General features: G+C 66.6%; 8 protein-coding genes. 4 read left to right on the top strand and 4 right to left on the bottom strand.

Annotation, left to right across the window (positions count from 1 at the left end; translation table 11 throughout):
* Position 1: 1 nt before the first annotated feature.
* On the bottom strand, positions 2 to 679 hold the full coding sequence (locus BMY12_RS15110) for a hypothetical protein (RefSeq protein ID WP_143068971.1): 678 nt from the start codon (positions 677 to 679) through the stop codon (positions 2 to 4).
* A 104-nt stretch (positions 680 to 783) separates the two neighbouring features.
* Complete coding sequence (locus BMY12_RS15105; RefSeq protein ID WP_093288026.1) at positions 784 to 1,794, bottom strand: AraC family transcriptional regulator; 1,011 nt, start codon at positions 1,792 to 1,794, stop codon at positions 784 to 786.
* Positions 1,795 to 1,934: 140 nt separating this feature from the next.
* On the opposite strand from BMY12_RS15105, the gene BMY12_RS15100 reads away from it, so the two are divergent.
* The 4 genes from BMY12_RS15100 to BMY12_RS15085 all read left to right on the top strand — a co-directional run bounded on the left by BMY12_RS15100 (position 1,935) and on the right by BMY12_RS15085 (position 10,225).
* On the top strand, positions 1,935 to 4,016 hold the full coding sequence (locus BMY12_RS15100) for a DUF1302 domain-containing protein (protein ID WP_177189021.1): 2,082 nt from the start codon (positions 1,935 to 1,937) through the stop codon (positions 4,014 to 4,016).
* A 137-nt stretch (positions 4,017 to 4,153) separates the two neighbouring features.
* Entirely contained in the window at positions 4,154 to 6,307 is a 2,154-nt protein-coding gene (locus BMY12_RS15095; protein WP_093288020.1) for a malate synthase G, read from the top strand.
* Between the two features lie 374 nt (positions 6,308 to 6,681).
* Positions 6,682 to 7,854, top strand: a complete 1,173-nt coding sequence (locus tag BMY12_RS15090; RefSeq protein ID WP_245732547.1) for a porin — start codon at positions 6,682 to 6,684, stop codon at positions 7,852 to 7,854.
* Between the two features lie 193 nt (positions 7,855 to 8,047).
* Positions 8,048 to 10,225 (top strand): TonB-dependent receptor family protein, encoded by a 2,178-nt coding sequence (locus tag BMY12_RS15085; RefSeq protein ID WP_093288014.1) that lies wholly within the window; start codon positions 8,048 to 8,050, stop codon positions 10,223 to 10,225.
* Between the two features lie 188 nt (positions 10,226 to 10,413).
* On the opposite strand, the gene gfa is transcribed toward BMY12_RS15085, so the two are convergent.
* Positions 10,414 to 10,986 carry an S-(hydroxymethyl)glutathione synthase gene (gene gfa, locus BMY12_RS15080; protein ID WP_093288011.1) on the bottom strand — a complete coding sequence of 191 codons (573 nt, stop codon included), beginning with the start codon at positions 10,984 to 10,986 and terminating at the stop codon, positions 10,414 to 10,416.
* A 246-nt stretch (positions 10,987 to 11,232) separates the two neighbouring features.
* Entirely contained in the window at positions 11,233 to 13,263 is a 2,031-nt protein-coding gene (locus tag BMY12_RS15075) for a sigma-54-dependent Fis family transcriptional regulator (RefSeq protein ID WP_177189020.1), read from the bottom strand.
* Between the last annotated feature and the right edge of the window lie 103 nt (positions 13,264 to 13,366).

The following is a 13,366-nucleotide window of genomic DNA, read 5'->3' as shown; positions in this document are numbered from 1 at the left end:
CTCAGCTGCCGACGCGCGCGTTCAGCTCGTCGAGACGCGCGGCGATCTGCGGCAGACGTTCGTGCGCAAAGAACCATTCACCGGCCAGCCACAGCGCCGGCGACTCCCAGTGACCTTTTTTCAGCAGACGCTGCGCATTGGCGGCCAGCGCCGCCATGCAGGCCTGCGCCTGCGGCGGCTCGCGGTGCAGCAGACGCCGGTACAGCTCGGCATAGGGCTGGCGATTCAGCGGCCCCTCGCTGTACTGCCACAGCAGCTGCAGGGCCTCGGCCGCGAACGCGGCCTGCTGCGCGCTCTGGTCGCGTGCAGCCTCGCACCAGTGCGCGAGAAACGCGCAGTCCTCCGCACTCAGGGCGGCATGGCGATACCAGGGCTGCTGCACTCGGCGCGCCAGGCGGCTGGCGTCGATCAGCGCCTGCTGGGCACGGGCCTGCGCGGCGGGATCCTGCGCGATGCCGCGCGTCAGCAAGGGATAGAGCTGCAGCTGCACCGGACGCTGCGCGATGAGCCGCAGCAGGCCCGGCAGGGCGATGGCGGCATAGGGATCATCAAAAGCAAAAAACAACTCCAGCCGCAGCGGCTTGTGCTTTCCCCAAAGCAGCCGCTGCGGCTGGCGCCAGCGCGAGACCGCAACCACGGCGCTGGGGATCCAAGCGCGTCGCAGGCGGTCGGCTAGCATTCCCCTTCCCCTTCTCCCCCAATCGGGATTGAACTTAGGCCGCCAGGGCGCGCGGCGTCTTGTCCGTGCCGGTCAAAGCCCGGGCGTCGCGGGACAGTTCCTGACTAGCGGGCGCGGAACTCGCCGGGCGAGCGGCCGGTCCAGCGGCGGAAGGCGCGGGTGAAGCTGCTCTGGTCGGAAAAGCCCAGGCGGAAGGTGATCTCGCAGACCGAGAGACGGTTCTCGTCGAGGAATTTGGTGGCCAGATCCTGGCGGATCTCGTCGAGCAGCTGCTGGTAGCTGGTGTCTTCCTCGCGCAGCCGCCGCTGCAGGGTTTTCTCGGACAGGTGCAGGGCGCTGGCGACCTCCGCGCGCGAAGGCTCGCCCGCCGGCAGACGCGCGATCAGCTCGGCGCGCACTTTCTCGGACAGGCGCGCAGCGTCGAAGCGCGACAGATAATCCATGATGATCTGATCGCTCTGCCGCGCCAGCTGCGGATTGGCCATGGGCAGCGTGCGCCGCGCCCATTCGTAAGGCACCAGCAGCGCGTTCTCCTCGGCGGCGAATTCGATCCCGCAACCGAAATGCGCGGCGAATTCACGCTGCATCTCGGGCGTGGCGCCGCGGCGCAGGCGCAGCTTGAGAAACGGCAGCTGCGCCGGCCCCAGACCCAGCAGCAGGGTGCCGATCTTCACCGTGGAGGCCATCAGCAGATCGATGGCTTCTTCCACCACCGGCGTATCGGCCAGCCAGCGCACCACCTGCTTGATGCCGCTGCCGGTATCTTCCACGCGCACATCGGCGACATTGCTGACGATGCGCGAGAAGCGCGCGCAGCGCTGCAGCGCGTCTTCCAGATTCTGGCTGGCGAGCAGGGCCAGGCCCAGACTGTGGAAGGTGGCCGGCTGCACGAAGGCGGAAACCTTCAGCCCCAGGCAGGGATCGCCGCTGGCCTGCACCGCCAGCCGCCACAGCCGCGACATGCCCGACAGCGGCGCGCGGCCATTGGGATCGTCCAGCAACTGCGGGTCCAGGCCGGCGTCGCGCATCAGCGCGCGCCCGTCCAGGCCACGCGCATCCAGCGTGCGCACCAGGGCGATGGCCCAGGTGTTGATGGTGCTCGGTTCGCTGCTCATGCGGCTGTAGTCAGAAGATCGATGTCCCGATGCGCCAAGAGTATGTCCCGCAAGGTCTGGATTGCACAGCCTGCCGCCGTTATAAGCACATGCAGAGCAATGCCCATGCGCCCATGAGCGCGGGCTCAAGGGAGGAGAACATGAGCAGCATGCGCCGCAGCCTGCGGCTGATGGCGGCTTTGGTGGCCCTGCTGTCCATCGCCAGCGTCGAGGCTGAAGAGCTGAGCTGGCAGTTCGGCGAAACCGAGCTGAGCTTCAGCGGTCTGCTCACCGCCGGCGCCGCGCTGCGCCTCGAAGCGCGCAATGCCGATCTGCTGGGCAAGACCGACGTTCCCGGCCAGCAGACCTTGTGCGCCGCGGACGACTGCATGTCGCTGAGCGGCGACATGGCGCCGACGCAGCGGCTGATCGCCGCGCGCGGTCTGTACGCCGGCATCAATGGCGACAATGGCGATCTCAATTACGACCGCTATCAGCTGATCGCCGCCACCAGCAAGTTCACGCCCAAGTTCTCGCTCAGCTACGGCGACTGGCAGGCCAAGCTGCGCGGCATCTTCTACTACGACCCGGTCAACAGCGGCTTCACCGAGACCCACAGCAACACGCTCTATCAGCCGGCGCGCACGCCGCGCCCTTCCGGCCTGAGCGGGCGCTTCGCGCATGGCTTCAAATGGCGCGAAGCCTTCATCGCCTGGAACAATGAGCACTATGGCTTCACCCTGGGCAATCAGCTGATCAACTGGGGCGAGGCCTCGCTGACGCAGTTCAACACCCTGGCCGCCATCAACCCTTACGACGCCAACGTGGTGCGCATGCCGGGCGCGCAGGTCAACGAGTATCTGCGACCGGTGCCGGCGCTGACGCTCAATGCCGAACTGTTCGACGGCGCTTCCGCCGAACTGTTCTACCAGCTGCAGTCGGTGCGCCTGCTGCCCGACACCGCCGGCAGCTTCTTCTCGACCAGCAATGTGCTGGGCGGCGGCAAGTTCGTGATCGTGGGCCTGGGCCAGTATGTGCAGGACCCGCAGCGGCAATACACACCGCCGCTGCCCAATGCCCTGATCAGCAGCTCCACGCGCACCGCCTATCTGCTGCCCGAGCATTACGGCGAGCCGCGCGATCAGGGCCAGTTCGGCCTGCAGCTGAAATATCTGGCCGAAGGCCTCAACGGCGGCACCGAGCTGGGCCTGTACTACCTGCACTACCACAGCCGCGTGCCCTATCTGTCCGCCTACGCGGCCGACGAGTCCTGCACGCGCCAGGGCCAGCCCGGCTCCTTCACCAGCGCGCTGCTGGTCTGCCAGGGCTTCAACAGCGCGCTCAATCCCATCGGCCGCGAGCCCTTGCCGGTGGACACGCTGCGGCCGTTCCTGGATTACCCGGAAGACATCGATCTGATCGGCGCCAGTTTCAACACCACGCTCTGGCACTGGTCGATTGCCGGCGAATACGCCTATCGACCGAACATGCCGTTGCAGATCGCCGTCTCCGATCTGATCTTCGCCGCGGAGTCGCCGGCCTTTCCGGCGCAGGACATCCCGATTCCGCTGCAGGCCCTGGGCAATGCTGCGCCCTTCACGATCCCCGGTAACCGCACCTCGGTGCCGGACTTTATCAGCGGCTATCGCGGCCAGACCATCGCGCCGAACGCCCTGGTGCGCGGCTACGAACGCTTCCAGGTGGGCCAGTCCGCGCTCACCGGCATCCGCCAGCTGGGCTCGGGGGAGAATCCCTTCGGCGCCGACTCGCTGCTGATGGTGCTGGAACTCAGTGGCAGCCAGATCTTCGATCGCCCCAGCCTCGACCGGCTGCAACTGGAGGGCGCGGGCGACCGCACGCATCACAGCCCCGGCGCCGACGGCAGCGGCGACCCGGCGGGCCAGACCAACAGCCTGCGCATCAATCCCACGCAGCAGACCCGGGGCTTTGCCTCGCGCTATGCCTGGGGCTACCGCGCCCTGCTGCGCCTGAGCTACGACCAGCTGCCGTGGGGCCTGAACCTGCAGCCGGCGCTGCTGTTCTTCCACGACGTGCAGGGCATTTCCTCGGCCAATACCCCGAACTACCTGGCGGGACGCAAGACCGCCTACGCGATGCTCGAAAGCCGCCTGACGCAGAACCTGAGCTTCAATCTGCAATACCAGGCCTACACCGGCGGCGGACCGCGCAATCTGATGCAGGATCGGGACAATCTGGGCTTCAGCCTGGCTTACGCCTTCTAGCCAACCGTCCCGTTCTGACACAGGGTCTGTGTCGCCGCGACCGCCGAGCCGGCGCGCCGCAGGGCTTATAATCCGCGCCCCGGCGGCGCCGCAGGGCGCGCCGCCCCCAAGCCCTGATCAAGAGCGAATCCAAGCGTATGAGCGACCGCGTGACCAGCCACCGTCTGCAAGTGGCCAGCAGCCTGTACCGTTTCATCAATGAAGAAGCCCTGCCGGGCACGGGTGTAGACCCGGCCGCGTTCTGGGCGGGCTTCGATGCGCTGGTACACGAGCTGGCGCCGAAGAACCGCGCGCTGCTCGCCGAGCGTGATCGCCTGCAGGCCGAGATCGACGGCTGGCACAAGGCCAACCCCGGCCCGATCCGCGACATGGCGGCCTATCGCGCCTTCCTCACCCAGATCGGCTATCTGCAGCCGCTGCCGGCCGATTTCAAAATCAGCACGCAGAACGTCGACGCCGCGATTGCCGAGCAAGCCGGCCCGCAGCTGGTGGTGCCGGTGATGAATGCGCGCTACGCGCTCAACGCCGCCAACGCGCGCTGGGGCAGCCTCTACGACGCGCTGTACGGCACCGATGTGATCGGCGAGGACAATGGCGCCACCCGCGCCGGCGCCTACAACCCGGTGCGCGGTGCACGCGTGATCGCCTTCGCACGCGAGTTCCTGGACCGCGCCGCGCCCCTGGCGCAGGGCTCGCACAAGGACGCCAGCGCCTACGCCATCGTCGGCGGCCAGCTGCAGGTGAGCCTGGCCTCCGGCAACACCGGCCTGAAGACGCCCGCGCAGCTGCTCGGCTGGCAGGGTGAGGCGTCCGCGCCCAAGGCCGTGCTGCTCAAGCACAACGGCCTGCACTTCGAAATCCAGATCGACCGCAACAGCGCCATCGGCAAGACCGATGCGGCGGGCGTGAAGGACGTGCTGATGGAAGCGGCCCTCACCACCATCATGGACTGCGAGGACTCCGTGGCCGCGGTGGACGCCGCCGACAAGGTGGTGATCTACCGCAACTGGCTGGGCCTGATGAAGGGCACGCTCACCGAGGAAGTGGCCAAGGGCGGCAAGACCTTCGTCCGCGCCATGAATCCGGATCGTGAGTACACCACCGCCAGCGGCTCGCTGACCCTGCCCGGCCGCTCGCTGCTGTTCGTGCGCAACGTGGGCCATCTGATGACCAACCCCGCCGTGATCGATGGCGAGGGCCGCGAGATTCCGGAAGGCATCCTCGACGGCGTGGTCACCAGCCTGATTGCGATTCACGACCTCAAGCGCGAAGGCGGCAACAGCCGCAGCGGCTCGGTGTACATCGTCAAGCCGAAGATGCACGGCCCGGCCGAAGTGGCCTTCGCCTGCGAAATCTTCTCGCGTGTCGAACAGCTGCTGGGCCTGAAGGCCGACACGCTCAAGGTCGGCATCATGGACGAGGAGCGCCGCACCTCGGCGAACCTCAAGGCCTGCATCGCCGCCGCCGCCAGCCGCGTGGTGTTCATCAACACCGGCTTTTTGGACCGCACCGGCGACGAGATGCACACCGCCATGGAAGCCGGCCCGATGATCCGCAAGGGCGAGATGAAGACCTCGTCCTGGATCCAGGCCTATGAGAAGCGCAACGTGCAGATCGGTCTGGCCTGCGGCCTGCGCGGCCGTGCGCAGATCGGCAAGGGCATGTGGGCCATGCCGGACCTGATGGCCGAGATGCTCAAGCAGAAGATCGTGCATCCCAAGGCCGGCGCCAACACCGCCTGGGTGCCCTCGCCCACCGCTGCCACCCTGCATGCCCTGCATTACCACGAGGTGGACGTGCAGGCCGTGCAGCGCGGCATGGAAGGCCAGCAGGACGATCTGCTCGATGCCCTGCTGACCATTCCGGTGTCCGCCGACAAGAACTGGAGCGCCGAAGAGATCCGCCAGGAACTCGACAACAACGCCCAGGGCATTCTCGGTTATGTGGTGCGCTGGATCGACCAGGGCGTGGGCTGCTCCAAGGTGCCGGACATCCACAACGTGGGTCTGATGGAAGACCGCGCCACGCTGCGCATCAGCAGCCAGCACATGGCCAACTGGCTGCATCACGGCATCGTCACGCAGGAGCAGGTGCTGGATACCCTCAAGCGCATGGCGGTGGTGGTGGACCAGCAGAACGCGGGCGATCCCTTCTACAAGCCCCTGGCGCCGGGCTACGACGGCGTGGCTTTCAAGGCCGCCTGCGATCTGGTGTTCAAGGGCCGCGAACAGCCCAGCGGCTATACCGAGCCGCTGCTGCACCGCTGGCGTCAGGTCGCCAAGAACGCCTGAGACGCTCGAAGCAGCACCGCAAAGGCCCGTCCACTGGACGGGCCTTTTGTTTTGCGCGGCCGAGACGCTGACGCCACAGCCCCGGCGCCGCACTGTGTCGGTGCAGCCCCAGGGGATACACCCGGGACGTTCAGCCTGCTGACAATAATCCCTAAAAAACAAGCGGCTGCGCGATCGGCGCGCATGGCATATGCGTTGCCATGTTTCGGGCACCGCCGCGGCACTTTTGTGAGGAGAGGCTGCAGGCGGAGGACGGTGGCGGACCCACGTCCGCTGTCGATGCGCGAAATCACAGCCCTTATACGGGAGAGGTCATGAAGACAAAGCGCCGCATTCCTTTACTCGTCATTTCAACCGCAGCCGCAGGCTTTTGCGTGAGTCAAAGCGCACAGGCCCTGGATCTGGAGGCCGGCGACTGGAAGTTCTCGGTCAACGGCAACGTCAATGTGCATTACATCTACTCGGCCTGTGACAACTCCACTGCCACGGTCACCGGCGGCCTAGCCTGCAATACCAGCGGAGATCAGCAGGACAACAGCTCCTCGATCAGCAATGGTCTGCTGCCGGCGGCCTTGACCTTTGGCATCTCCACCCTGCAGAAGGGCTACGACATCGCGGCGCATTTCGGCCTGTATCCGGGCATCAGCACCAATGACGGCGGGAGCCCGAACCTGGAAAGCGGTGGCAGCAATACGGCGCTGGGCACCACCGGAATGGATGTGCGCCAGGTGTACATGACCTTCGGCAACGCCAGCATGGGCAGCTTCACCCTGGGCCGTAACTTCGGCCTGTTCGGTTTCGACGCGATCATCAACGACATGACCCTGCCCGGCGTCGGCGGCTCCGGCGCGGCTTCCTCTGGCGCTCCCGCCAACACCACGCTCGGCGGCATCGGCTATGGCTACATCTACACCGATACGCTGGCACAGATCGACTACACCACGCCGGACTTCGGTGGTCTGAAGCTGACCGTGGGTGTGTTCGATCCGCTCAATCCGGTCGGCGCAACAGCACCCACGCGCAAATCCGCGCCGGGCTTCCACGGCAAGGCCGCTTTCACCACAGGTCCGATCTATCTCTCCGCCACCTTCATCACGCAGAAGCAGGAGGGCGTGACCGACGCCTCCGACTTCACCAGCACCGGCTTCGACGTGGGCGGCAAGCTCACCTTCGGGCCGGGCGAGGTGATGGCCTACTACTACAGCGGCAGCGGCATGGGCACCACCGCCTTGTTCAACATCGCCAGCGACGGCCTGGGGCACGAGCGCGACTCCGACGGCTTCATCGCCCAGGCCACCTACAAGCTGGGCGACACCAAGCTGGGCGTGAACTATGGCGAGAGCAAGCTGGACTACGCCAACAACGCGGATCGTCTGGCCAATCCGACGCTGGTGGAGAAGAACAGCAAGTACACCGCCGGCGTCTACCACAGCCTCACGGCGAACCTGACCCTGCTCGCCGAGTACAGCGGTGTGAAGTCCGAGGCGCACAACGGCGGTGAGATCAAGGCCAACAACTTCAACGTCGGCGCCTTCCTCTCGTTCTGAGGCGCTTCGCACCGCAGTCCATGAGCCGGGCCCCGTGCCCGGCTTCTTCTTGTGGATGCCGCTGTATCGCCGCTGCCACAGACCGGAAAATTTTTCGCGCAAAGACCCGGTGCAACTGGCAAGATGCGAGGCTTGCGCAGGGCGACGATGGCTGAGCTCGCCGCTGCGGCTGCCAAAACCAGATGGAGGAAACATGCCCAAGTCCCTGCGGCCCCGCACCCTGCGCGCGGTCGAGCGCCGCCGTATCCCGACCCTGCTGAGCCTGAGCGCCGTCGGCCTGCTGCTGCCGCTGTGCGCGGCGGCGGCCGAGGGCAATGAAGTGGAAACCGTGACCGTCACCGCCACGCGCATCGCGCAGGACAGTTTCGAGATTCCCGCTTCCATCGACAGCACCACGATTGCCGAGGGCATGTCGGTCAATCTCAATGACACGCTCACGCCGGTGGCCGGTGTGCTGGCGCGCGACCGCCACAACTTTGCCCAGGACATGCAGATTTCGGTGCGCGGCTTCGGCGCGCGCTCGGCCTTCGGCATCCGCGGCGTGCGCCTGCTGCTCGACGGCGTGCCGGCCACGCAGCCGGATGGCCAGGGCCAGGTCTCGCATTTCAATCTCGACAGCGCCGCACGCGTGGAAGTGCTGCGCGGCCCGTTTTCCAGCCTTTACGGCAATTCCTCCGGCGGCGTGATTCAGATGTTCACCGCCGACGGCACGCCCGAGCCGCAGCTCTCGCTGTCGGCCGGCGGCGGCAGCTATGAAAGCTGGCGCACCGCGCTGGGCGCACGCGGCAGCTACGGCATCAGCGACTACAACCTCGGCTTCACGCACTACGCCACCGGCGGCTTTCGCGATCACAGCCGCGCGCGCCGCGAGTCCGGCAATGCCAAGCTCAACATCAAGCTCGACGAGCACCAGCGCCTGAGCCTGCTGGCCAACAACATGTCCACCCCGCATGCGCAGGACGCGCTGGGCCTGACGCGCGCGCAGTTCCAGGCCGATCCCAGCCAGGCCACCTCGGTGGCCACGCAGTTCAACACCCGCAAGAGCGCCGACCAGACGCAGCTCGGCGCGGTGTACGAGCGTGATATCGGCAGCTCGCAGAACCTGCGCCTGCTCGGCTACTACGGCCATCGCGCCATCGTGCAGTACCTTGCGATTCCCGTGGCCACGCAGGGCAATCCGCTGCACGCCGGCGGCGTGGTGGATCTGGACACCGATTACGGCGGCGTGGATGCGCGCTGGAGCTGGCGCACGCAGCTGGCCGGCCAGCCCTTCAGCCTGGTGGCCGGCCTGAACTGGGACGACCTGGGACAGCACCGGCGCGGTTATGAGAACTTCGTGGGCACGACGCTGGGCGTGAAGGGCCGGCTGCGCCGCAACGAGCTGGACAAGGTCTACTCGCTGGACGAATACCTGCAGGCCAGCTGGCAGTTCGCCAGCGACTGGTCGGCGATGGCGGGCGCGCGCTACAGCCGCATCAAGTTCAACTCGCAGGATCACTACGTCACCGGCAGCAATCCCGACGACAGCGGCAACCGCCACTATTCCGCCGCCACGCCGGTGGCCGGCCTGATGTGGCGCTACAGCGAGACGCTGCACTTCTACGGCTCCTACGGCCGCGGCTTCGAGACGCCGACCTTTGCCGAGCTGGCGTATCGCCCCGATGGCCAGGCCGGCCTGAATCTGGGCCTGGACTCGGCACGCAGCAACAACGGCGAACTCGGCGCCAAGCTGCGCCTCCCCGGCAAGACCCAGGCGCAGCTGGCGCTGTTCCAGGCCATCACCCGCGACGAGATCGTCACCGTCACCAACGCCGGCGGCCGCGCCACCTACGGCAATGCCGACCGCACCCGCCGCCAGGGCCTGGAGGCCGCGACGCAGACCGCGCTGCCGGCCGATCTCACGCTCAATCTCGCCTACACCTGGCTGGATGCAACGGTGCGGGCGCCCTACACCACCTGCGTCGCCACGCCCTGCACGGCGCCGACGCCGGGCAATCCCAGCGGCACCAATCTCGCGCAGGTGGCCAGCGGCAGCCGCATCGCCGGCGTGCCGCGCTCGCAGCTGTATGGCGCGCTGCGCTGGGGCGGCGAGCTGGGCTGGCACGCCGAAGTCAGCGGCAGCTATCTGAGCGAGGTGCCGGTCAACGACCGCAATACCGAATCCGCGCCTTCCTACTGGCTGCTGGGGCTGAACGGCGCTTATGTCCGCGAGCTGCCGCAGGGCCGTCTGCGCGCCTTCCTGAGCCTGGACAATCTGCTCGACAAGGACTACGTGGGCTCGGTGATCGTCAACGACGGCAACAGCCGCTTCTACGAGCCCGGCCCCGGCTTCAATGTCAATGCGGGTCTGGGCTTCGACTGGAAGGTGTAGGGCCTAAAAAAAGACCGTTCGTCCCGCGTTTGGAATCTTGCGATTTCAAACGCGGGGCGAACGGAACGCCCGAAGCATGCGGCGCGCATCGGCGCACCGCCGGATTGGCTGGATTGGAAGTACAGCGGACCGCGATATCACGCACCCGGCCCGCGCACTGACGGGCCGGATGCGTGGAACCGCGCGGGTTAACGCAGCGCGCCGGAAGCCTTGGCGGTGTGCGTGGCGATGGCGTCCATCAGCGGCGGCGACAGGCAGTCATAGGGCTCCAGCCCCAGCTGCTTGAGCCGGCCGCGCACTTCGCCCATGCGCGAGGGATCGAAGCCGGATTCGATGACGGACGAGACAAAGGCGGCGAAGCCCGGCGCCGACCAGCCCGCCTGCGGCGACAGCTCGGTGTGCACGAAGTCCAGACCGAAGAAGGGATGCTTGGTGTTTTCGATGCGGCCGTACATGTGCACGCCGCAGCCCTTGCAGGCATAGCGCTGGATCGGCGCCTCCTTGTTGACGATGGCCAGCTTGTCGGCGTTCTTGGTCACGCGCAGCTTGTCGCGCGGCACCACCGCCACGACGGAGAACAGCGCGCCGGCCGGCTTCCAGCACTTGGTGCAGCCGCAGGCATGGTTGTGCGCCGACTGCGAGTCGATGGTGACTTCCACCGGATTGTCCTTGCACTTGCACACCAGAGTGCCGCCTTTGAAGGCGTCGGAGCCGGGCTTGATGCCATTGTCGATGGCTGGATGTAGCGAAAGGGCGCTCATGGCTTTCAGCTCCCGATTTCGCGGTTGATACAGGCGAACAGAACGGATTTCATCGAAGCTCTCCTTGTATTGCGGACGATGGTGGCGGTGGGTGACGGCCTATGAGGGTCCGTTCCCCTGAACAACGACGCTGCCGGCCCCGCTGGCCGCAGCGTTGATGATGAACTCGTACGGTCGCGGCGGCGGCTCAGCAGAAGAGCCTGCGGTGCGCACAGCTGGCGGCCGGACCGTCCGAGCATGTGCCACCTAGTCGTCTCTGAACTGCGCGGCGCGTGGCGCCGGACGCAAGGCTTCGCCGCCGGCATGCACCGCCTCGCGGCCGTCGAGCGCGGCCTCGCGCGTCAGGCCATGGCGATGCATCTTGCGGTAGATCGTCTTGCGGCTGATGTGCAGGCGCACGGCCGCCTCGCTGACATTCCAGCCGCAGGCTTCCAGTGCGCGGCGCAGCGCCTCGCACTCGGCGCTGCCCAGAAGATCGGCGTCCTCTTCGGCCGGCGACTCGGCCGGCAGCGGCGTCACCGGCGCACCGGTGCCACGCGCGGCGCTGCTGCTGAGCAGGCAGCGCTCGTCGAAGTCGTCCAGCGTGAGTTCGTCGCCTTCACTCATCGCCAGCATATTGCGCAGCACATTGCGCAGCTGACGCAGGTTGCCGGGCCAGGGCAGGCGCGCCAGGCGCCGCACCAGGGCCTCATCGACGCGCATCGACTGCTCGCCGATCTCGATGGCCAGCATGCGCCGGATCACCTCGATGATGTCCTGGCGCTCACGCAAAGGCGGCAGCGTGAGGGTGATGCCATTGAGGCGGTAGTAGAGGTCGTCGCGGAACTGCCCGCTGGCCACCATCTCGACCAGATCGCGATGCGTGGCGCTGATGATGCGGATGTCCACCGGCACCGGATGCGTGCCGCCCAGCGGCACCACCTCGCGATCCTCCAGCACGCTGAGCACACGCGCCTGCACTGACAGCGGCATGTCGCCGATTTCGTCGAGGAACAGCGTGCCGCCGTTGGCCTGCAGGATGCGCCCGGTATGACCCTGCCGCGCCGCGCCGGTGAATGCGCCGGGACGGTAGCCGAACAGCTCGCTCTCGATCAGCATTTCCGGAATCGCCGCACAGTTCACCGATACCAGCGGCTTGTCGGCACGCGTGCTGGCCTTGTGGATGGCCTTGGCGAAATAGCCTTTGCCGGTGCCGGTCTCGCCGAGCAGCAGCACCGAGATGTCGCGATTGAGCACGCGGCGCGCAATGCGCTGGTTGGCGAGCACCACCGGATCGCCGGCGTCCATCAGCTCCAGGCTGTCCAGCACCGGCGGCGCGGTCAGCGGCTTGATCGGCGCGGCACGCGGCTCGCAGGCCGGCGCCTGCACCGTGACGAACAGCCGCTGCTGCCGCGACTTCAGATGCAGCGCCTCCGGACGCAGCGCCGGGCGCGTGGCCAGTTGCAGCAGGAATTCAAGACTGTTTTCCAGCACGGCTTCGATGCTGCGGCCGCACAGCTCCTCATGACTGCGCAGGCTCAGCAGTTCCAGCGCGCTGCGGTTGGCGCCCATCACGGTGCCGTCGCTGTCGAACATGAGCAGCCCCTCACCCGGCGTGCTGATGAACTCAGCGTGCGGATGGAAGCGCAGCAGATGATAGGGCCGCGCCGCTTCCAGCAAAGCGCGGTTTTCGATGTTCTGTGCGGCGATTTCCACCAGCGCCAGGGTATGCATCTGCACGGCATCGGGGCCGCCGGAGATATCCAGCGCCGCGAGCAGACGACCACGCATGTCGAAGATCGGCGCGGCCGAACAGGTGAGCGCGATGTTCTGCACCAGAAAATGTTCGAGCCGGTCGATCAGCACCGGGCGCTGCATCATGATGCAGGTGCCCATGCCGTTGGTGCCCAGCTCGCGCTCGCTCCACACCGCGCCTTCACGAAAACCGGCGCGGCGCGCGACTTCGGAGAACGCCGGATCGCCGAGATAGTTCACGATCACGCCATCGGCGTCGGTCAGCATCACCCCGAAATGCGAATGCCGCATCTGTCGCGACAGATTGAGCATCTCGATGCGCGCGATCGACAGCAGTGCGCCGAGCCGTTCACGACGCATCTGCAGATCGCTGCGGGTGACCACGATGGGCTTCTTCACCTGCAGCGGATCGAGCTCATAGCTGTCGATGCAGCGGCACCAGGAATGCCGCACGTCCTGGTTGATATCGACAGTGGTGAGCTGGCCATGAACGGCCGATTCGATCAGTTGCGCGTGGCCCTGACCTTTTGCTTCTATACGCATGACGTTCTCCTCCGTCGTGCTGGTGCTCATGCAGCTGGGCATGCGAGCTTCCTGCCGACGGAGGGGACGAGTTGCAGGGCACGGGGCCTGACACTCGATACAG

It is taken from the genome of Solimonas aquatica (assembly GCF_900111015.1).
GTDB lineage: Bacteria > Pseudomonadota > Gammaproteobacteria > Nevskiales > Nevskiaceae > Solimonas > Solimonas aquatica.
This window is presented reverse-complemented; position numbering and strand designations above follow the sequence as displayed.